The organism is Haloactinopolyspora alba (assembly GCF_003014555.1).
In the GTDB taxonomy this organism is placed as follows: domain Bacteria; phylum Actinomycetota; class Actinomycetes; order Jiangellales; family Jiangellaceae; genus Haloactinopolyspora; species Haloactinopolyspora alba.
On sequence record NZ_PYGE01000029.1, the window covers coordinates 1 to 21681 of the forward strand.

Consider the following 21681-nt stretch of genomic DNA (forward strand, 5'->3'; position numbering starts at 1 on the left):
GCGACCAGCTCGACCATGGCCTCCGGCGGGGTCCACGAGGTGCGTCCGTCGTGCATCGGCATCGCCGTGGTCATGTCGGTGCGCACGTGCCCCGGTGCCACGTCGAAGGCGGCGACGCCCTGATCGCGGTACTGCGCGTCCAGTTGAGTGGTCAGCCGGGCCAGCGCGCCCTTGCTGACCGCGTAGGCGGTGTAGGTGTCCATGGCCTTGTACCCGGAGCCGCTGTTCAGGTTGACCACGCGGCCACCGCCGCCGTCGAGCATCACCGGCAGAACCGCATGCGTCACCAGCATCGGCCCGCGTACGTTCACCTCGACCACCCGCCAGCTGTCCTCGACGTCGGTGTCGAGGAACGGGCGTTCCACCGGTTCGATCGCGCCGGCATTGTTCACCAGCAGGTCGATGCGATCCAGGCCGCCGGCCACCGCGGCGACGGCCTCGGCCACCTCGGCGCCGTCGGTGACATCGGCCGTCGCCGCCACCGCCACGACGTCCCGGCGGCGGCACTCGTCCGCGACGGCCGCCAGCCGGTCGCCGTCACGCGCAAGCAACCCGACGTTGATGCCGCGATCGGCCAGTCCCAGCGCCAGTGCGCGACCGATCCCGCGGCTGGCGCCGGTGATCAGAGCGGTGTGGCCAGGCCGGCCGGGTGGCAGTGTCATCTACGCTCCTCGCAGCTCAGCCCCGGTCCGCTCGGCGGCCGCGGCCACTGCCGCGTCGCGGGCCGCGGTGGTCTCGTCCGCGGTGAGTGTCCGGTCCGGCGCGCGGAAGCGTAGCGCGTACGCCAGCGACCGGCGTCCCTCGCCGACCTGCGCACCGGTGTACACGTCGAACAGGCGCACCGACTCGAGCAGTTCGCCCGCCCCGGCCCGCAACGCCGCCTCGACGTCGGCGGCCGGAACCGAACTGTCGACCAGCAGGGCGACGTCCTGCGTCGCCACCGGGAACGTCGACACCGCGGGCGCGCGAACCGGCGCGTCGGCGTCCTCGTCCGCACCGACCAGCCGATCGAGGTCGAGCTCCATGGCCGCGGTCCGCGGCGGCAGCCCGAGCGCCTGGACGACCCGCGGGTGCAGCTCGCCGGCGTGACCGACGACCTCGGCCCCGACGTACAGCGCAGCACAGCGGCCCGGATGCCACGGTGCCTGCTCGTCGTTGCCAACTCGCAGCCGAACACCGGCCGACGACGCCACGGCGCGTGCGGCCTCGACGGCGTCGGCCCAGGACACCTGGCGGGCCGGACCCCACCATCCAGCCGGCTCGCGGGCGCCGGACAACGCCACCGCCAGGCGGCGCGGCTGCTCCGGAACGGCGTCCTCCAGCGCCGCGAGCTCGTCCTCGGTCGGGCGACGGTCGACGGGCAGCCGCGGTGGCCGCGGCAGCGTGCCGGGCCCGCGCCGGAACACCAGGCCGGACTCGTACAGCGCCACGTCGGTGTTCCCGCGGCCGACGTTGCGCCGCAGTGTCGCCAGCAGGCCGGGCAGCAGCGTGGTGCGCAGCAGCGGCTGCTCCTCCGAGAGCGGGTTCGCCAGGCGCACCGCCAGCCGCCTCGGGTCGTCCACGGCGAAGCCCAGCGCGTCGAAGTCGCCTTCCCCGACGAACGGGTACGACGGCGCCTCGACGTAACCCGCAGCGGCGACGGCACGTTCGACCCGGCGGCGTACCCGCTGACCACTCGTGACACCGCGACCGGCCGGAGCCATCGGCAGCACGGACGGGATCGCGCCGTAGCCGCGTAGCCGCGCGACCTCCTCGACCAGGTCGTACGGATCGGTGAGGTCCGGGCGCCAGGACGGAGCCGTCACCGTGACGGTCGGTCCCGCGCCCGCCTCGACCGTGGCGCCGACCGACGTCAGCGCCCTGGTGACCTCGTCGGGGGTGTACTCGACGCCGACGACCCGGCTCGGCAGGGTGGTGTCGATGTCGACAGCGGTCGCCGGCGGCACCGCGCCCACCGCCGTCATGCCGGAGTCGGCCACACCGCCACCGTGCTCGACCAGCAGCTCGACCACCCGTCGCGAGGCCGCCCACGGCGCCCGCGGGTCCACACCGCGTTCGAACCGTTTGGACGCCTCGCTGGGGAGCTTGTGCCGGCGGGCGGTACGGCCCGCTCCGGTCGCCTCGAAGTGCGCGGCCTCGACGACGATCGCCGTCGTCGAGCCGCTGAGCTCGGTGGTGCCGCCGCCCATGACACCGGCCAGCCCGATGGGCCCGGTGTCGTCGGTGATCAGCAGGTCGTCCGGGTCGAGCGTGCGCACCACCCCGTCCAGGGTGGTCAGCTTCTCGCCGTCCTCGGCTCGACGCACCACGATGGTGCCGGTGAGCGCGTCCCGGTCGTACCCGTGGATCGGCTGGCCCAGCTCGAGCATGACGTAGTTGGTGATGTCGACGGCGAGCGAGATCGGCCGCATACCGGCCAGCTGGACCCGGCGCTGCAACCAGCGCGGGCTCGGGGCGTGCGGGTCGACGCCGGTGACCGTGCGTGCGACGAACACCGGGCAGCGGTCGGCGTCGTCGACGCGCACCGGATACCCTGAACCGTCCGCATCGTCGTCCTCGCGCTCGTCCACACCAGAGCCGGCGGGATCGGCGTAGTCGACGCCGAACGCCGTGGCCGCCTCCCTGGCGACGCCACGCACGGACAGGCAGTATCCGCGGTCGGGCGTGACCGCGATGTCGAGCACGTCGTCACGCAGATGCAACACCGCCGCGGCGTCGTCACCGGGCGCCGCCTCGTCGGGACGCAGCACCAGGATGCCGGTGTGGTCGTCGCCGAGGCCGAGCTCGCGGGCGGAGCAGATCATGCCGTCGGACACGTGCCCGTACGTCTTGCGTGCGGTGATGGTGAACCCGCCGGGCAGCACCGTGCCGGGCAGCGACACCACGACGAGGTCGCCGACCTCGAAGTTGAGCGCGCCGCACACGACGCCCCGCGACATGGTGGTGGAGCCGTCGTCGGTGTGGCTCGGTCGCTGCTCGTTGTGCTCGGCGCCGACGTCGACGGCACACCAGCGCACGGTCTTGCCGTTCTTGTGCGTCTCCTCGACGAACTCGAGGACCCGGCCGACGACCAGCGGCCCGGACACGTCCGCGCCGGCCTCGTCGACCGTCTCGACCTCGAGCCCGGCGGCGATCAGCCGGTCGGCGACGTCGCGACCCGTGGCCGAGCCGGGAACGGCCGCGAACTCGCGCAGCCAGGACATGGGGACGCGCATCAGACCTCCATCCCGAACGCGGTGGCGAACCGGACGTCGCCTTCCACCATGTCGTGCATGTCCTCGATGCCGTGCCGGAACATCAGCGTGCGCTCCAGGCCCATGCCGAAGGCGAACCCGGTGTAGCGCTCCGGGTCGACGCCGCAGGCGACCAGCACCCGCGGGTTGACCATGCCGCAGCCGCCCCACTCGATCCAGCCCTCCGAGCCGCACGTCCGGCAGGGCCTTTCCGGATCACCCACCGACGCTCCGCGGCAGACGAAGCACTGCAGATCCATCTCCGCGCTGGGCTCGGTGAACGGGAAGTACGACGGGCGCAGCCGGGTGGTGATGCCGGCGCCGAACATCGACGACGCGAAGTGGTCGAGCGTGCCCTTCAGGTGCGCCATGGTCAGCCCCTCGTCGACGGCGAGCCCTTCGACCTGGCTGAACACCGGCGTGTGAGTCGCGTCGAGCTCGTCGGTGCGGAACGTGCGTCCCGGGCAGATGACGTAGATGGGCATGCCCCGGCCGGGTTCCCCCGAGCCGTCGGCTGTCTGCCGCGTGCGCGCCAGCATGGTGCGCGCCTGGACCGGTGACGTGTGTGTGCGCAGCACCAGTCCGGAGTCGTCGGCCCCGTCCGCACCGTCGGCGCCTTCGGCGGCCACGAAGAACGTGTCCTGCATCGTGCGCGCCGGATGGTCCGGGCCGATGTTCAGCGCGTCGAAGTTCAGCCACTCGGCCTCGACCTCGGGCCCCTCGGCGACCTCCCAGCCCATCGCGACGAACACGTCGGCGACCCGCTCCTGGATCGTCGTCAGCGGATGCCGGGCTCCGCGCGGCGCGCGGTCCCACGGAAGCGTGACGTCGACCGCCTCGTCGACGAGCACCCGCTCGTCGCGCTCGGCCTCGAGCACCGCCTGCCGCCGCGCCAGCGCCTCGCCGACCTCGCGGCGGGCGGCGCCGACCCGCCGGCCGGCGTCCTTGCGCGCCTGCGGCGGCAACGCGCCGATCTCACGGTTGGCAAGCGTCAGCGGCGCCCGGTCACCGGTGTGCGCCAGCCGGGCCTGCTTCAGCTCGTCCAGGTCGCGTGCGGCCTCGAAGGCGCTCAGCGCGTCGGAGACCATCCGGGCGACCTCGTCCGGGTGCAGCGACGAGACCTCGACGGGGTCGTACTCACTGTTCGGCGCGGACATCTTCCTCGCAACTTCACGCGTACGTCTCCCCGCCGGCGGCGGGGACCGGAACAACCCGCGAGTCTACGGCGGGGGCCGCGGTCGGCGCCCGCGGGTTCATGACGCGGGACGCGGCGCCCGCCCGGATCCGGAGGACGTCCGGCGGCCCGCGGCGTCGTCAGCCACGAGACCGTGTCCGAACGCGAACGCCGTCGCAGCCGAACGCGAGGGCACCCCCACCTTCGAGAAGATGTTGCTCAGGTGCCGGGCGACGGTGTGCTCGCTGATGAACAGCTCCGCCGCGACGGCACGGTTGGACTCCCCACGTGCGACGAGCCGCAGCACCTCGACCTCACGTGCCGTCAGTCCCTTCGGGTACGACGCGTGCTCGCCGGCGAGAGCGGACGCCCGCCGCGCGTCCGGCACCGCGCCCAGGTGCCGGTACGCTACGACCGCGGCGTCGAACTCCATCGCCGCGCCGTCCTCGTCACCGGCTCGCCGCAGGGCCCGACCGAGCAGTTCCCGGGCCTGCGCCGCCTCGTAGGGGCAGGCCAACCGCCGGTACGCCGCGACGGCCTCACGCAGCGCCGGCACGGCATGGCCCACATCGTCCTCGGCCAGCATGACCGCGCCGCGCGAGGCTGTGGTGAGCGCGCGCATCAGGATCGCGTCCATCCCCGTCGCCAAGGCCGCCAGCTCGTCGGCCGAACCGCGCGCCGTGGCGACGTCTCCGGCGCACAGCGATGCCCGGACGTGCGCGTCCAACAGCCGGGCCCGCGGCAGCGGCCGGGCGGGCGCACCGGCCAGGGCCACGGCCAACGCCGTCACCGCGGCCTCGGCGTCACCCTGGTCGATCCGGAGCAGGGCGAGGCCCGGTTGCGGATTCCCACCCAGCTCGTGCACTCGCCGGAACGCCCGTTCCGCCGCCGAGTGGTCACCTCGCCGGCGCCGGATCTCCCCGGCCAGGTAATGCCCGTCGGCGATGGCGAAGTCACCGAACGCCGCCAACTCCTCGACCGCGCGCACCGCCTCCCGCTCGGCGGACGTCCACTCACCGCGCTGCACCGCCACCTCGCAGCGGTGCAGCCGGCACAGGCCCGGATACCAGCTCTCCTCGCCGTGTTCGGCGCACCATCGCATGGCCCAGTCGCTCCACTCGCCTGCCCGCCCGACATCGCCGAGCAGCTGGCACGTGTAGAGCAGGAGGCAGTACACCCATCCGGTGACGAAGGGGGTGAGCCCGCCGCAGGTGGCCTCGGCCATCGCCTCGTCGAGCAGCGCGATTCCTTCGGCGGTCTCGCCGCGGGTCACGCGGACCCGCCCCTCGGTGGCCAGGCTCAACGCCACGAGGTCACGGTCGCGGTGGACCTGCCCGGTCCGGCGCGCTTCGTCGACGTGTGCCAGCGCGCTCCCGGTGTCGCCGCGGTACAGCGCCCACTCACCGGAGGCGAGCGCGACGTACCCGCACTCGGGCGAGCCTCGCGCCGTCTCCGCGTCGCGCCGAGCGCAGCCGAGCCAGCCACTCGCCGCGGCCATCTCGTCCAGGTCGAAATGCCCGGAGAACAGCAGCCACGCCACCTTCGCCGCACGTGCGTCGCGGCCGGCGGCGCGATGGATCGCGTGTGCCCGCCGGCGTGCGTCGATGGCTTCTCGCGGCCGACCGGTCCAGAACGCGGCCTCCCCGAGGCGCTCCAAGCCGACGACGTCCAGCTCGCCGACGCCGCGCGCCGTGAGGTCGTCGTACGCCTGCCGCCACGTGGCACTCGCCCCTCGCCCGGCGGCCGGCTTCGTACCGGTCATCGCGCCACACCCGTTCGCCCGCGGACCACATCCGGCCCCGTCCCCGGCACGGTCACCGGGGAGGTGTGCTGCGATTATGCGCCCGGAAAGGGCATCCGTCGAGGCCCCGGCGGGCAGACGACACGGCAGCGGCGGTCAGCGAGGCGCGTCGGGTGTGACGTTCTGGTTCAGCCGGAACACGTTCGCCGGGTCGTACTGGTTCTTCACCGCGACGAGCCGCGGGTAGTTCGTCCCGAAGCTCTGGCGGACCACCGCCTCCCCTTCTTCGAGGAACCCGGGGAAGTTCAGGTACTCCGCGCCGGTCGAGAACGGCTCCGCCGCCCGGTGCGCGCGCCGGGCCCAGGCCAGACACGCGTCGTCGTCCGCCGTGTCCTCCCAGTTCGCCTCGACCCCGAGCAGCAACGGCGCGGAGCGGTCGCCGAACGCGGTGTGCTCGGTGCTCACCCGCGCCATCTCCCCGCCCAGCTGCCACAGGTCCAGGGTGGAGTGCGGCGACGGGCTGCTCTCGGTCAGCTCCATCAGTACGTCGACTGCCTCGTCGGTCAGCTCCGTCAGGAACCGCGACTTCCAGTAGTAGCGCAGGCCCGCCGGATAGTCCTCGTCGAAGACCTGCTGAGCCTCCGTGTACGGCATCACCGCACTGAGGTCGGCGATCGGCGCTCCGTTCCCGCGCACGGCATCGAGTTCACGTTCACCGTCGGCCACCGCGCCGGTGTGCACGGCCGCGAAGGTCAGCACCGGCTGATGGTGGTAGGCCTGCGGAATCTGCTCGATCGCGGGTGCGTGCCACAGCACCGCGAGCGAGCTGACCTCGTCCGGCGCGTCCGCCTGCCACTCCCGCCAGTGGCGCAGTGCCGACGCTGCCCCGTCCCACGGGTGAAAGACGAGGGCGACGAACACGTCCGGGCCGACCGGATGGGCGCGGAACTCGAAAGCGGTCACGACGCCGAAGTTCCCGCCGCCACCACGCACCGCCCAGAACAACTCGGGGTGATGCTGCTCGTCCGCTCTGACCTGCTGCCCGTCCGCGGTGACCAGCTCGACAGCGACGAGGTTGTCGCAACTGAGACCGTGCCTGCGGCGCAGCCACCCCAGCCCGCCGCCCAGCGTCAGCCCGGCGACGCCGGTCTCCGACACGATCCCCTGCGGAACGGCGAGCCCGTATGCCTGGGTGGCGCGGTCGAGCGCGCCGATGGTCACCCCACCCTCCGCACGCACACGGCGGCGGTCGGCGTCGACGTCGACACCGTCCAGCGCCGACAGGTCGACGACCACACCGCCGTCGCACACCGCGTTACCGGACACGTTGTGCCCGCCGCCGCGCACCGCGATCGGCAGCCCGTGTTCGCGGGCGAACGCGACGGCCGACCGCACGTCGGCGACATCCGCACAGCGCACGACCAGCGCCGGCCGTCGATCGATCATGCCGTTCCACACCGAGCGGGCGTCGTCGTAGCCGGCGTCGTCCGGCCGCACGACCTCCCCCCGTAGCCCGGCCTCCAGGTTCGCGACCGCCTCCCCCGAAGGCAGTGCGGGCGCGGCGGCGAAGTCCGCGACGGAACCAGAACTCGAATCCCGGGACACCACCGCGGTCCGGGACGCTGCCGAACGATTCATACCAACTCCCCATCGGGCCGCCGGTCCGGTGCCGGACGAAACCCCCGCCGCGGGCGATCCCGCCCCCCTGGCGGTCACTGACGCTACGCAGCCGAGAACAGGGGCGGCATCGCCAGGAAGGTGTAGATCGACACGGTGGCCGGATGGTCAGAACTGACCATCCGGCGCCCTGTGCAGGGGCGCCCCTGGTGTCCAGCGGCGCGAGCTGGCGTCCGGGTCCGGCTCAGCCCTCGCCGTCGACCAGCCGGGGCGGGAAGCCGCCGGTGGCGATGGGGCCCCAGCGCTGCGGGGTGACGCGGATGAGGGACTTGCCCTGCCGGCGCATCGCGTCGCGGTACTCGTCCCAGTCCGGATGCTCGCCCGCGATGTTGCGGTAGTACTCCACCAACGGCTCGACGGAGTCCGGCGGGTCGATCACCTCGGCGGGACCGTCGACCTGCACCCAGGCGTCGCCGAAGTCGTCGGAGAGCACGACGACGCTCGCCTTGGGCGTGCGGCGGACGTTCACGGCCTTGATCCGGTCCGGGTAGGTGGATACGACCAAGCGGCCGCTGTCGTCGAGGCCGCAGGTCACCGGGGACGCCTGCGGAGTGCCGTCGGCGCGGAAGGTCAGCACGACGGCGTGGTGGCGGGGTCGGACGAACTCCAGCAGCCCGTCGTGGTCGACGGTCGTGTTGGTAGCGACGTTGGGCATCCAGCCAGCCTACTCGAGTCGACGTCGGCCCCTCGCCGACATCGAGCGCCGGCCGCCGCCGAACGACGGCGTGGCTACGGCAGGCACGACGGCTCGTCGAAGTGTCCCGGCGTGCCGGGGAACGCTCTCCCGTTGTTCTCCCTCGTGTCCGTCTTGTACACCAGCGCCAGCTCCCGGTACGCCGACGAGTCCGGGTCCCGCACGTCGTCCATGCTCGTGCCGACGCCGGTGCCGAAGGCCAGCGTCTGCAGCAGCGTCTCCATCTGCGGTGAACGCTGACGGATGTCGCCGTCGTCGCCGTAGCTGGCATTGCACCGGGTGAACAGGTTGAAAGCACCGACCCAGTCGATCAGCCGGTCGCCGTCGGGCTCCGGCCCGTTCTGCCCGATGTCGCCCTGGAGGACGTCGCGGTCCCAGCCGCCGTAGATCCAGTCGACGCCGTGGTGGTGGTCGTTGTCCTCGATGCTGTCCGGGTCGGAGGCGTCATCGTTCAGCGTGCCGGTCAGCAGATGCCACAGCGGCGGATCCACGCCCGCCCGCGGCCGGAAGTCGAGGATGTCCGCGTCCCCGACCTCGTCGCCGGAGGTCCCGCCGTGCCCGCCGAACAGGATGTCGACGAACTGGTCGAACTCCCCCGGGTCGGCCACTCCGGCACACGGCGCGCCCGAATCGTCGACCCCGTCCTCGGGATCACCGGGAACGCAGCCGCGTCCACCCCACATGACGTCGGCGCCGTCGTCGCCGTACATCCAGTCGCCGCCGCCGTTGCCGTTCATGGCGTCGTCGGCGAACGCACCGTGCATGACGTCGTGCCCCGGCCCGCCGAGAACGATGTCGTCGCCGCCGGAGGTCAGGCCCGGATGCTCGAGTGCGCTGCCGTCGGCGTCGTGCTGCAGGTCGACCCGGCGGTCGAACGTGCCCTCACGCATCAGGACGATGTCGAAGAAGGTCGGCCCGCCTGTCGTGGCGGTGACCTCCTCCCCCGGCCCGAGCAGCCGGCTCACCACGCCGCCACGGTCGCCGATCTGGACGTCCTGACCACGGGCGCCGTCGACCCAGTCACCGCCGAGCTCGCCGTACTGCTCGTCGTTGTCCTGCTGGCCGAGCAGGGCGTCGTTGCCGTCCTGGCCCCACTGGTAGTCGTCGCCGCCGTCGCCGATGAGGACGTCGCGGCCATGGGTGTGTGGCGGCCCGGCGACGTCGTAGCGGGTGGCCTCCCGAACGACGGTGGTCGGGTTGTAGTCGGCGTAGGTCGAGTACGCCCCGTCCACGATCTCGCGGTCCAGCCGGCCGTTGTCGCCGAGCTGGAAGTCCGCGGCCCCGTCGCCGAACACGACGTCGGCACTGTCGCGGTGGTCCGAGCGGGACGACCCGCCGATCTGGTCGTCCTGACCATCCGGACCCGCTGGACCTTCCAGCTCGGGCGCGGCGCTACGGCAGTCGTTGTCGTCGTTGTCGTCGTCGAGCGGACAGGTGTCGAAGAACGGCACCGCGGGCGGGAACTCCAGCGTGCCTGGCGTCGGCAGCGCCAGCTCGTCCTGGGCGTCCGCGGGCAACGTCTCGTACGGCAGCGTGACGCTCGGCGGACTCGTCTTGACCCCCGATGCCAGGCTGTCGCCGAACAACCACTCGGTGCCGCCGTTGCCTTCCATGTAGTCGTCGTCCGGCCCGCCGGCGACGACGTCGTCGGCGTCCTGACCGAACAGGACGTCGACACCGGCGCCGCCGGAGATGACGTCCGGGCCGAAGTTCGCCTCCGCCGGCGGAGCCTGCAGGTCGAGCAGCTGGATGCAGCGCTGGTTCTCGATGCCCAGCTGCGTGGTGGCGTAGGTGTAGTCGACGTCCTCCTGGCAACGGCGGGTCACGTCGCCGTTGTCGCCGATGGCCACGTCGGCGCCCGCGCCGCCGTAGATCTCGTCGCCGGCGTCGTGGTCGCCCTGGTCCGGGTGGTGTTCGTCCGGAGTGCCCACGAACGGCGACAGGAACTGCGAACCACCGACCAGGTCGTCCTCGCCCCCGTTGCCCTCGATGAGGTCACGATCCTGGTTGCCCTGGACGAAGTCGTCATCCTCGTTGCCCTTGAGGATGTCGGTACCGCCCTGGCCGAACATGCGGTCGTTGCCCTCGTTGCCGTGCACGAGGTCCGGCCCGGAGACGTCGGAAAGCGGGATCGGCGTGGTGGCAGACTTCTCGCGATCCAACAGTTCGATCTGACGCAGCCGGCCGCCGGTGACGTCGTCGACAGCCCACGTCGCACCGCTGTCGCCCGGTGCGACGACACCGGTGATGACGGCGTTGTCGCCGGCCATGACGTCCTCGAGCTCGTTGCCGAACATCAGGAACTCGCCCTCGTCGAGCTTGGCCTCCGCGCCGTTGACCACCGACGATCCACCGATCATGTCGTCGGCGTCCCGCGGATCGGCAGCGGCCTGCGCCTCCGCCGCGGCGGACATCGGCCCGGCGGCGGAACCGTCCGGCGGCTCGTTGCCGTACATCGTGTCCCGGCCGCCGTTGCCCTCGATCGCGTCGTCGCCCGGTCCGCCTTCGAGATAGTCGTCGGCCCAGCCGCCGTACACGTGGTCGTCGCCGGAACGGCCGAACAGATCGTCCTCGCCGCCCTCGTCCGGCGCCACCAGCTGTGTGGTCCACCGCGGCGCACCGCCGGGCCAGCGCCCGACGCCGTCCGTGCCGTCCGGGTCGACCGCGGCGGCCGGTGTGACCGCGCCCTGATCGCCCAGCAGCGTGTCGTGGTCCGCCCCGCCGATCAGCCGGTCCGCACCCAGCTCACCGAAGAGCTGGTCGTCTCCGGCATCACCGAAGAGCCGGTCGCCGCCGTCCTGGCCGTGCAGCACGTCCCGGCCGGCGCCGCCACCCATGTGGTCGTCGCCGAACGTGCCCGCCTCGTTGCCGTTCGCCGGGACGATCGTGGACTCGTCCAGCACGTCGCCCACGGTGCCGTTGTCGCCCAGGGCCACGTCCTCGCCGGCGCCGCCGTAGATCACGTCACCGGCGTCGGCCGCCGCCGAGTCGACGCTGCCGCCCACGAGCCGGTCGGTTCCGGCGTGGCCGTACAGCTCGTCGCTGCCCGGCCCGCCGAAGGCGAGATCGTCGCCCGGACCGGCCATCGCCACGTCGTCGTGGACGTTGCCGTGGATCTCGTCGTCGCCGCCGTCGCCCCAGATCTCGTCCTCGCCGGCGTTGCCGCGGATGACGTCGTCGTCGAGCCCGCCGTGGATCTCGTCCCCACGGCTCTGTCCGTACACGGTGTCGTCGCCGGCATCCCCGAAGATCCGGTCCTCGGCGTCCGTGTCGTCGGCGGCACCGTCGTCGTCGATCTGCACCGACCAGTCCGTGGGGACGCCGGTGATCGCCGCGACGTCGCCGGCCACCAGGTCGGCGTCGTCTCCGGCGCGGATGGTGTCGTCGCCCCAGCCGCCGGTCACGCCGTCGTCGCCGGGACCGCTACCGATCACGTCCGAGCCGCCACCGCCGTCGACGAAGTCCGAGCCGGGCCCACCGTCGATGGTGTCGCCGCCACCGGAGGTCGCGTCGTCGGAGCTGGTGGCGCTGTCGTCGTCCGGATCCGGGCGTGCGTCGCCCCAGATCTTGTCGTGCCCGGCGGCACCGGTGACCGCGTCGTCACCGGGTCCGCCGGCGAGCAGGTCGTGGCCGTCGCTGCCGTCGACGGTGTCGGCGCCCCATTGGCCGAAGACGGTGTCGTTGCCCGGCTCGCCGTGGACGGTGTCGCCACCGGCCCCGGCGAACACCCGGTCACGGCCGGGTCCGGCGAAGACGGTGTCCGCGCTGCCGGACGGCGGATCGCCGGTGGCGTTGGGGTCGTCGGCGTCGGCGGCCGTGTCACCGTGGACGGTGTCGTTCCCGTCACCGCCGTAGAGCGTGTCCGCGCCCAGACCGCCGGTCACGGTGTCGACTCCGTCGTCGCCGTAGGCCACATCGCTGTCGCCGCCAGCGTTGATGGTGTCACTGCCCGGGCCGGCGTTGACCTCGTCGTCGCCACCACCGCCGAACAGCACGTCGTCGCCGTCGGCGCCGTCGACCACGTCGGCCGCACCGCTGCTGTCGGTCGAGGCACTGACGGTGAACAGCCCGTCCAGACCGGCTTGGCTGTCGCCGTGACCTCGGTCGCCGCCGCGGCCGAGGACGATGTCGTCCGTGCCCTGACCACCTGCGATCCGGTCGTCGCCGTCGCCGGTCTGGATCACGTCGTTCCCGGGACCCAGATCGCCCCAGACCGCGGCGGAGAAGCTGGATGTCGCGGGCTGGTCCAGGCCCTGCTCGTCGGTGATGTCGACGCTCTGACCGCCGCTGAACACCACGTTGTCGTGGCCGTCGGCGGCGTCCAGGACCACTGCGTACCCCTCGTACACCCGGCCGTCGTCCGGGTCCTTCTCCTGCGAATGCCCGAACGCGGACACCTGGTAGCGCCCCGGCGACACCGGTGTGTCGCCGTCCCAGACCGGCGCGGCCAACTCGCGGACGGTGAACGACTCGTCCGTCACGTCCGTGAACGCGCCGCGATCGCTCGCGTGGGCGCCCATGTTCAGCCGGAGCACCTCGACGTGGTGTGTTCCGCGCGCACCGAAGTCCCACGTCTCGTCGTCATCGGTGGACGCCAGGACCGGCGGAGCGGCGTTCTTCTCACACTGCTCCTGCAACGCCGCGGTGAAGTCGAACAGCGTCACCTCGGCCAGCTTGAACGTCTTGCGCACGCTGAACGGGCTCACCCCGAGACGAGCCCACGCCTCCAGGAACGCGGTGAGCTTCCCGGCGATGTCGAACATACACAGCGGGGTGAAGATCTTCTGCCCGATCTCGGTGGTGTGCACGCGCCCGTCTGGCACCGGATCCCTCAGGTCGAACCCGAGGTTGGCCGCGACGCCGCCGTCCACACCTGCGGCGGCGACGACCGCGTCGATCTTGCCGCCGGCCTTGATACCGGCCTCCAGGAACAGCTCGGGGTCATCGAAGTCGATGACGTAGAGCCCGTGCAGGGCGAACGCCAGACTGTCGACGACACTCGAGTCCTGATCCAGCGCCTCACGGATTCCGGCGGTGCTCAGCCCGGCGCCGAACCGAGCGCCCGCGCCGGCCCACCCGCCGATGCTCACGTAGAGCACGCCGAAGAACGGCCCGAACGCCTGGTCGTAGGCGAACTCGACCTTCAGCGGCGGCGGCTCCCAGCGGACGATGTCGCAGTCCTGCCCGAATATCGTCGTCACCAGGCAGCCGGGGTTTTCGAGGACCGGCGCCGTCACCCACGACTGGGGCGTATCGGCCACCTTTGCCTTGTTCGCCTCGACTGCGGCTGCCGCTTCCCCGTCCTGATCTACAGTGCCGATCATGCCGCTGATGTCGTCGGTCAATGCGTCGAACGCCTGGTCCGGCGCCGGCCGGTTGCCACCGGCCCGCTCGGCGTCGAGCGTCACCGTGTCGGCGACCTTGATGGCCCCGCCGGCGAACGAGTCCGCGAGGCGCACCGCACTGGACACCGATGCGACGAACTCGGTGCTGTCGTCCATGCCCAGCAGCCTGGCCAGGGAGAGCATCGTGACGTCTGGCCCACCGAACAGGCGTGAAAGGTCCGAGATCACCGGGATCGGGGCTGTCAGGAAGTCCAGGACCGGCTCGATCGGCTCGGTGATGTCGCCCACGAAGCGCAGCGGCTCACCGAGCATCGACTGCAGCACATCGCCCAGATTCAGGTAGACGCCGTCGAACTGGACCAGCGCCGCGGCCGGGTCGAACTCGCCGGCCTGCGTGGCCGCCGCCGCGCTGCCACTGCCGTCGCAGTTGGACGAGGGGAACCCGTAGCACAGGCTGGTCTCCAGCCCGGGCAGACCGACGTCGCCGGCGCCGGCCGTGAAGTCGAGCTTGATGCCGGCCGAGACGTCGAAGGTCGGGTCGAAGGATCCGCTGAGGTCACTGGTGGCCATGGTCACCAGCTCGCCCACCAGGATCCGCCCATCCGCGTCACCGGAGGGCAGGCTCGCGCTGAAGTCGGCTCGCACCCCGGACGCCTCCTCGTCGGACGTGATCGCGGCCGAGAAGATGCCCAACGACGCGGCGAGTTCGCCGTTCAGGCTGGCCTGCAGCTTGGCGACCATGTGCGCCGGGTCCGTTCCTCCGTCCGGCATGGACGAGCGCGGGTCGTCCAGCAGGTAGGCGCCGCGGTCGCGGCTGATACCGAAGCCGAGGTCGACCCGCCAGCCGCCCCCGACGTTCACGTCTCCGCTGGTGCGTAGCGGCAGTCCCGGCAGTCCGAGGTCGAACGGGAGCTCGAACAGGCAGTCTGCCTGGTCCGCCTGGGAGCAGACGGGGTCACCGGCGACGTCGCCTTGCCCGAGCGAGAACTCGACCTCGACAGCGCTGACGTTCGTGGCGTCCGTGTCGCTTTCGTCGGCACATTCGTTGCTGCCGCAGCGCAACGTGATCTTGACGTCGTCTTCGGTGTCGAAAGCGACGAGCAGGTCGGCAGGAAGTTCGGCGGCGGCCTTCTCGAGATGCGTCCGCAGGTCGGCCACGCTCGGCGTGAGTGCCGCCGCGGCGGCTCCGTTTTCTTCGTCGGCGATCTCGATCGGGTCGGTGAGAGCGCTGGTGAAGTTGTCGAAAGCCGAACCGACTTCCCCCAGCGCCTTGTCGCTACCGGTCAGGTGCTTACCGATGAAGGGGATCTTGGATCCCCATTCGGTGGCGTCGAACACCCGGTTCAGCAATGTGGAGACCTGGCCGAAGACGTCACCGAGGCCCGCCAGGCTGAGCAACTGGCCCGCCAGCAGCCCGCTCAGGTCGTCCGGAGCGTCGACGACGGGGGCGCCGAGATCGTCGGCGGTCACCTGGAGCAGGCTGTTCGCAGGGTCCGCCGGGTCGATCGGTTCGCCGTCGACGAGAATCGGCAGGTTCACACACGCGAGCTGCCCAGTGACGGTCCGCTTCGCGGTTTCGGCGGGGACCGTGCTCGTCGTGCACGTCTGCCCGCTCGGCTGCAATTGCGCGTTCAGCTGCGACATCCAGGTGCCCGCGGGGACGAATCCGTCACCGGCGCCGTCCACGCCAACCTCGACGCCGGCGTCGAGCTTGGCTTCGCCGCCCGGCCCGAGCTGAACGTCGACGCCGGCCACGGCGACACCCAGGGAGTCCTCTTCGCCGAGCGCGGCCGTGCCGGTCACGTCGAGACCGGAGCTCTCCCGGATCCGCAGATCCGCCGCATCGGGAAGCGTGGCGTCCGACACGTCGACCGGGAAACCGAGGTCGAGCCCGGCTCCCACCTCGAGCGACACGCTGCCCTGCGTGCCACCGAACAGGTCGCCCGTGCCCGGCACCGGCAGCGAGACCGGAACGTCGTCGGCATACGTGGACGACGCGCCGATCGTGACCACGAGGTCCGGCGTACCGTCGTCCTCCAGGTCGGCGATCTCCCAGTCCAGGTCGGTCTCGGCTCCGGACCCGAGCAGCTCGGCGAGCCGGTCCTGGACGGCCTTCTCGAAGGCTTGCAACGACCCGGGCGGGCCGGCCGTGCGGATCCCATCGATGGTGTCGGACAAGGCGGTGGCTTCACGGGCCAAGCTGCCGAGGCTGCGCTCGACGATCGGCATCGGCGTCTGCAGAGCTTCGGTCGCGATCGCACCGTCGGAGCCGATCTGCTGAACCTGGCCCAGCAAGCCGTCGACCGTGTCGACGACGCGGCCGAACAACGCCGTGCGGTGCTCAAGATCGTAGTCGAGCGCCTTCAGCAGGGCGGCGCGGCTGTCGGTCGTGGTCACCTCGGGGGACGTGTCCGGATCGTGTGCGGTGGGCCAGGTGAGCGACACGCCGGCCGTGCCGCCTGCGCCCACGGTGACCTCTTCACCCTCGGCATCGACGACACGCAGCTGGAGCGAACCTTCCACACCGAGGTCACGCTCGACCGCGAGATGATCCGCGGCCACCGGCGGCGGCTGGCCCTCCTCCGCGGCGGTCAGTGCCTGCAGGAACGAGTGGATCGACTGGTGACCGCCGTCGAGCAGAAGGTCGACCGTCACCGCGGGCTCTTCCGCGCCTGCCGCCGGCCGGTAGACGATCTCTCCACCGACTCCGCGGACCTCGACCCAACCGGCCGTGCCGATGCTGCCGGAGGCCGGGACGCGAACCTCGGACAGGACCTCGATCTCGTGGTTTTCGGACTCCCTGAGCCCGAACCGCTCGTAGATCGCGGGTTGCTCGGTCTCGGTGATCGTAGGCGTGTCCGGGTCGTCGCACTCGTTCACGTCGGGCGTGTCCGGGTCGTCGCAGGAGGTGTCCCCCGGCTGGAGGTCGACGGTCCACAGCAGGTCGACGCTGCCGCCGGTGCGAGCGCGGGCCGGCGCGGCTTGGGTCTGCCGATGTTGCAGCGCATCGATGCCCGCGTCGGCCCGGAGTGTGTCGCCGAAGTCGAGCCAACCGGTCTGATCACCGTCCTGATCGGTGATCGGCGCCTCGTCACCGAGCGAATTGTCGATCGTGATCCGCAGGTCCAGGACCTGGGTTTCCGGGTCGTACACCGGTTCCAGCAGCGACGCGTCCAGGCCCGGCACGCCGTCGTCCTCGGCGGTGAGCCGGTCGACGAGCTGGCCGATGGTGGTGAACCTCGCCTGGCCGAACTGACTGGCCTCCGGGTTACCCGGATCGAACTCCACCGTCTGATCCGTGACGAACTCGGCCAGACCGTCGGCCGGGCTGGCGATGCCACGCAGTGACACACCCAGGAACGGAAGCTGGATGTCCGCGGCCGGGTGCCCCTGCACCACGCTCGTGGCGAGGAACAGCTGACCGAGGCCGCCGAGCAGCTCGGAAGCGTCCACGCTGAGGAAATCGGCGAAGACGTCGTCGTAAGTCGCGTCGGTGCTCACCACCGGCTCGGCCGCGCCCAGATCCGGGCCGTCGACGCCCACCTCGGCGGAGAGCGCATCCGCACCGTCGCCGATCGTGACCGTCGACGACTCGAGCGTGAACGTGCCGTCGGCGCTGCCGGTCCGGGTGACGGTCCCGATGAGATCCTCCAGGGCGAAGCGCATCTCTCCCGGGATCACGTTCGTGCCGCCGTCGTCGGGTTTCTCGTCGAACTGGAGCATCCCGTCGTCGTCGGTGTCGTGCAGGGTTGCGGCAAACTCCGCGTCGAGCGCCAGCGTGGACCCGGCAGCCACGGTCGCGTCCAGGATTCCGACCGCGGCCGGCAGGCCCTCGGCCCCGACCGTGAACGGGTCCGGCTCGGGCGTCGTCCGGTCGGAGTCGATGGCGGCACTGATCACCGCCGTGGGGCCGGGGTCGGCCTCGATCCAGAACTGGTCGTCATCGGGCGTGTACCGGACCGTCATCGCCGTCTCGAAGGTCAGCGTGACCGGCACGCCGTCGACCACGTCGCCGTCGTCGTCGGTCGGAGAGCCGATACCGACGGGCGAGACGCCGTCGGCGGCGTCCCGGGACACGGCGAAGCCGACGTCGTCGAGCTCACGGCGGATCGTCACGGCGAACCGCAGGCCGTTGTCGTCCACGGGTTCGGCCTCGACCGCGAAGGACAGTCCGGCGTCGAGCGCCACTTCGCCGGAAACAGCGGCGGCGAGCGCGTCAACGTCGGGCAACGCGCCCAGGTCGTTGCCGCTCGCGAACGACAGCGGCCCGCTGAACACCGCACTGATCGCGGTGTCCACCCCTGGGACCACGTCGATCAGCGGCACCTTCTGCCCGAACCGGTCGTACTGCGGCAGTTCGGCGGCATACCAGTCCGCGATCTGGCCCATGCCGTCCCGCAGCCCGGCGGCGAGCGGATCGCTGTGCTCGCTCGCGGCGGCGGTGGTCGTCGTGGACGCGGTGATCAGCAATACGGCCGTGAATCCAGCAAGCTCACGCTTCATGAGCAGCCCCCCGAGGGGTACCGAGCCGACCACACGCCCCTCGTGGCCGGTCGACGCGCTCAGGACCGGAGAGTTCCAGGCCCTGACGTGAAAGTTCGCGGCGTCGTGGACCCCGCGGACAAGACCGGCCACCCGTTCCGGCCATGCAACAACGACGCGGGCGAACCGGAGGATCGCAGGTCGAATACCGAATCACGGAACACGGTCGACCTGTCAGCATCGCGCCGACGGAGAACGGTCACTGACCGTTCGGCCGTCGTCTGCGTGATCTCCCCGGTACGGGCCATTGTCAGCCCTCCCCCCGGCGCTGACCGTACAGACGACCTCAAGAACCGTCAATGGTTAGCTACCGAATTATCAGCAGCATTTCGGACCATGACCTGTTATGACATGAAAGTATTTGTGTCAGCACGGATCATGCGAGGTTCGGGGACGTCGTTGTGACCGCGCCGACGCGTAGAGGCAGACCGCGGCTGCGGCGGCCAGGTTCAGGCTCTCGGCCCGGCCGTAGATCGGCACCCTGACGACCTGGTCGACCTGGTGCAGCACCTCGTCCGGCACACCGCGGGCCTCGTTGCCGAACAGCCACGCCGTCGGGCCGGCAAGAACACCGGCGTCCTCCACGGCGTCCAGATCCTGCCGGCCGGTCCCGTCGGCCGCCAGGACCGTGACACCCCTGCCGCGCAGTGCGGCGATCACCTGCTCAGCCGGCGTGTCCGCGCTGATCGGCAGGTGAAACACGCTCCCGGCCGAGGCTCGCACGGCTTTGCCACCCTGGGCGTCGACCGAGCCGCTGGTCAGCACGACGGCGTCGGCACCGGCGGCGTCCGCGCAACGGATCACGGTGCCCGCGTTGCCGGGGTCCTGTGCCCCGGCGAGCACCGCCACGAGCCCCGGCGCCGCGGGCAGCGCGTCGTCGAGCGGAAGCGTCAGCGAGCGGCACACGGCGACCAGGCCCTGCGGGGTGACCGTCTCGGACAGGTCGGCCAGCGCGTCGTCAGCGGCGAGCGTGACCGCGATGCCGGCCTCTTCCGCGTCGGCGACGATCGCGGGGTGCCGGTCGCGGGCCGACTCGCTCGCCATGATCTCGACCACCCGCCCGGGCCCCGCGGCCACCGCCTCGCGGACCGCCTGCGCACCCTCGGCCAGGAACAGGCCGGCCTTCACCCGGCCGGCACGCCGGGTGAGCTTGTGCGCGTCCCGGATCCGGCCGGAGCGTCGTGTCAGCATGTGCGCGCTCTCCTCGTCCGCGTACCCGCGTGATCACCGAAAACGGGCCCGCACGATGAACTGTGTCATCGGGCGGGCCCGTCACCGGAGGCGACGTGAACGACGGCTCAGGTCGCCGGCGCGTTCCGGTCGGCCGGCAGAGCCGCCCGGGCGGTCTCGACCAGGGCCTTGAAGGCCGGCTGGTCGTTGACGGCGAGGTCCGCCAGGATCTTCCGGTCGACCTCGATCTCGGCGAGGCGCAGCCCCTGGATGAAGCGGTTGTACGTCAGGCCCTCGGCGCGCGCCGCCGCGTTGATCCGAGTGATCCACAGCTGCCGGAAGTCACCCTTGCGCTGCTTACGGTCACGGTAGGCGTAGACGAGCGAGTGCGTGACCTGCTCTTTCGCCTTCCGGTACATCCGGGAGCGCTGACCCCGGTAGCCGCTGGCCCTCTCGAGCGTCTCGCGGCGCTTCTTGTGGGCGTTGGTCGCCCGCTTCACGCGTGCCACTGATACTCCTTGCTCCGTTCGGCCCGCACGGGGCCGGGTTCATGTCTGCGTCGTGGTCGCCTTATCGGCCGAGCATCTTCTTGACCCGGTTCTCGTCCGGCTTGGACACGTCGGTGGTGCCGTCGAGCCGACGGGTCCGGGTGGAAGGCTTGTTCACGAAGTAGTGGCGCCGATTCGCCTTCTCCCGCCGGATCTTCCCGCTACCCGTCACCCGGAAGCGCTTGCTCGCCCCGCTGTGCGTCTTGTTCTTCGGCATGGCGCCGTCGTCTCCTCTTACTCTTCGTTCTCGGGTGTGGCCTGCGGGCGCTCACCACGGTGGGCCTTGTCGGCCTCCGCGGCAGCACGCCCCGCCGCACGCTCGGCCTTCTCGGCCTCTTCGTCCGCGCTGCGCTGAGCCTGCCGCTCGACCTTCGCCGCCTCGCGTTCGGCCTTGGCGTCGGACTTCTTCTTGGTCGGCCCCAACACCATGATCATGTTACGGCCGTCCTGCTTCGGCGACGACTCGATGAAGCCGAGCTCACCGACGTCCTCGGCCAGCCGCTGCAGCAGCCGGAAGCCCAGCTCGGGCCGGGACTGCTCGCGGCCGCGGAACATGATGGTGACCTTGACCTTGTCGCCCTCGGCCAGGAAACGCTCGACGTTGCGCTTCTTCGTCTCGTAGTCGTGCTTGTCGATCTTGGGACGGAGCTTCTGCTCCTTGATCAGGACATGCGACTGGTTCCGCCGAGCCTCACGCGCCTTCATGGCGGACTCGTACTTGTACTTGCCGTAGTCCATGAGCTTCGCCACCGGTGGGCGAGCTCCCGGTGCCACCTCGACCAGGTCGAGGTCGGCCTCCCCGGCGAGGCGCAGCGCGTCCTCGATACGGACGATGCCTACCTGCTCGCCATTGGGGCCGACGAGCCGGACTTCGGAAACGCGAATCCGGTCGTTGATGCGTGGCTCTGCGCTGATGCCTTCCTCCCGACAATCGATGGGATGTCTGTGCTGCTGGACCACGGCCCCAGAACCACAAACGGGCTCCGCGACACGTGCACGCGAAGCCCAACCCATCGTGGTCGTGGAATATTCCACACCACCACTCGGACGTCCGCCATGGACGCCCTGACCCGGGAACCCGACGGTCTAGGCGACCGCTGCGGGTGGGAGAGTCTCCGCTTGCAGGCTGATCCACCAAGGGTCGAGGCGGAACAGTCCGGTTCGGTGTGACACCCTACCACGAGTGAGCACGCCCGAGAGCATCCCCACCCAGGCCACCCGCGACCTCGCGGACGTCCCGTCGGTCGAGGTCGTCTCGACCGCCGCCCTGCACCTGATGAGCGCGGCCGCTGTGCACCTCGGCCTGGCCGAGGACCTGCCCGACCATCGTGATCTCGACGAGGCGCGGACCCTGATCGACGCGCTCGCGGGCCTGGTGACGGCCGGCGCGCCAGCGCTCGGTCACCATCACGCCGCTCCCCTGCGCGACGGGCTGCGTACGTTGCAGCTCGCGTTCCGCGAGGCGTCTCCGCACCCCGATCCCGACGGCGAAGGACCTGGTGAACGGTTCACCGGGACGGTCCGCGCCTGAGCCAGCCCCAGGCCTGCCTCGGCCCT

Annotated in this window: 12 protein-coding genes; 1 reads left to right on the forward strand and 11 read right to left on the reverse strand. The window is 71.3% G+C overall.

The features are described from left to right. The 11 genes from CLV30_RS24275 to infC form a co-directional block, all read right to left on the reverse strand. On the reverse strand, positions 1 to 662 hold a 662-nt coding region (locus CLV30_RS24275; RefSeq protein WP_106539838.1), incomplete at its 3' end, for an SDR family NAD(P)-dependent oxidoreductase. Then, positions 663 to 3215, reverse strand: a complete 2553-nt coding sequence (gene pheT, locus CLV30_RS24280; protein WP_106539839.1) for a phenylalanine--tRNA ligase subunit beta — start codon at positions 3213 to 3215, stop codon at positions 663 to 665. Further along, positions 3215 to 4390, reverse strand: a complete 1176-nt coding sequence (gene pheS, locus CLV30_RS24285; protein ID WP_106539840.1) for a phenylalanine--tRNA ligase subunit alpha — start codon at positions 4388 to 4390, stop codon at positions 3215 to 3217. The genes pheT and pheS overlap by 1 nt, the downstream gene beginning before the upstream one ends. Positions 4391 to 4486: 96 nt before the next feature. Continuing rightward, positions 4487 to 6169 (reverse strand): LuxR C-terminal-related transcriptional regulator, encoded by a 1683-nt coding sequence (locus tag CLV30_RS24290; protein WP_106539841.1) that lies wholly within the window; start codon positions 6167 to 6169, stop codon positions 4487 to 4489. A gap of 135 nt (positions 6170 to 6304) precedes the next feature. Then, positions 6305 to 7786, reverse strand: coding sequence for an FAD-binding oxidoreductase (locus CLV30_RS24295; protein ID WP_106539842.1), 1482 nt, complete (start codon positions 7784 to 7786; stop codon positions 6305 to 6307). Between the two features lie 223 nt (positions 7787 to 8009). Continuing rightward, the gene (locus CLV30_RS24300) at positions 8010 to 8480 is read right to left on the reverse strand and encodes a PPOX class F420-dependent oxidoreductase (RefSeq protein ID WP_106539843.1); all 471 of its coding nucleotides are present in this window, start codon (positions 8478 to 8480) and stop codon (positions 8010 to 8012) included. Positions 8481 to 8554: 74 nt separating this feature from the next. Beyond that, the gene (locus CLV30_RS24305) at positions 8555 to 18367 is read right to left on the reverse strand and encodes a calcium-binding protein (protein ID WP_129710968.1); all 9813 of its coding nucleotides are present in this window, start codon (positions 18365 to 18367) and stop codon (positions 8555 to 8557) included. A gap of 405 nt (positions 18368 to 18772) precedes the next feature. Then, positions 18773 to 19597, reverse strand: coding sequence for a TrmH family RNA methyltransferase (locus CLV30_RS24310; RefSeq protein ID WP_106539845.1), 825 nt, complete (start codon positions 19595 to 19597; stop codon positions 18773 to 18775). Between the two features lie 107 nt (positions 19598 to 19704). Continuing rightward, complete coding sequence (gene rplT, locus CLV30_RS24315; RefSeq protein ID WP_106539846.1) at positions 19705 to 20085, reverse strand: 50S ribosomal protein L20; 381 nt, start codon at positions 20083 to 20085, stop codon at positions 19705 to 19707. A gap of 61 nt (positions 20086 to 20146) precedes the next feature. Beyond that, positions 20147 to 20341 (reverse strand): 50S ribosomal protein L35, encoded by a 195-nt coding sequence (gene rpmI, locus CLV30_RS24320; protein WP_106539847.1) that lies wholly within the window; start codon positions 20339 to 20341, stop codon positions 20147 to 20149. Between the two features lie 17 nt (positions 20342 to 20358). Then, the gene (infC, locus tag CLV30_RS24325) at positions 20359 to 21084 is read right to left on the reverse strand and encodes a translation initiation factor IF-3 (protein ID WP_240723268.1); all 726 of its coding nucleotides are present in this window, start codon (positions 21082 to 21084) and stop codon (positions 20359 to 20361) included. A 223-nt stretch (positions 21085 to 21307) separates the two neighbouring features. Here infC and CLV30_RS24330 point away from each other — a divergent pair, with 223 nt between their 5' ends. Next, positions 21308 to 21655 (forward strand): DUF1844 domain-containing protein, encoded by a 348-nt coding sequence (locus CLV30_RS24330; protein WP_106539849.1) that lies wholly within the window; start codon positions 21308 to 21310, stop codon positions 21653 to 21655. The last annotated feature ends 26 nt before the right edge of the window (positions 21656 to 21681 follow it).

Bases quoted from the DNA above. Each gene is read 5' to 3' on its own strand.
- pheT (WP_106539839.1), bottom strand. From the start codon at position 3,215: ATGCGCGTCCCCATGTCCTGGCTGCGCGAGTTCGCGGCCGTTCCCGGC.
- CLV30_RS24295 (WP_106539842.1), bottom strand. From the start codon at position 7,786: ATGAATCGTTCGGCAGCGTCCCGGACCGCGGTGGTGTCCCGGGATTCG.
- CLV30_RS24310 (WP_106539845.1), bottom strand. From the start codon at position 19,597: ATGCTGACACGACGCTCCGGCCGGATCCGGGACGCGCACAAGCTCACC.
- CLV30_RS24305 (WP_129710968.1), bottom strand. From the start codon at position 18,367: ATGAAGCGTGAGCTTGCTGGATTCACGGCCGTATTGCTGATCACCGCG.
- rpmI (WP_106539847.1), bottom strand. From the start codon at position 20,341: ATGCCGAAGAACAAGACGCACAGCGGGGCGAGCAAGCGCTTCCGGGTG.
- pheS (WP_106539840.1), bottom strand. From the start codon at position 4,390: ATGTCCGCGCCGAACAGTGAGTACGACCCCGTCGAGGTCTCGTCGCTG.
- CLV30_RS24300 (WP_106539843.1), bottom strand. From the start codon at position 8,480: ATGCCCAACGTCGCTACCAACACGACCGTCGACCACGACGGGCTGCTG.
- CLV30_RS24290 (WP_106539841.1), bottom strand. From the start codon at position 6,169: ATGACCGGTACGAAGCCGGCCGCCGGGCGAGGGGCGAGTGCCACGTGG.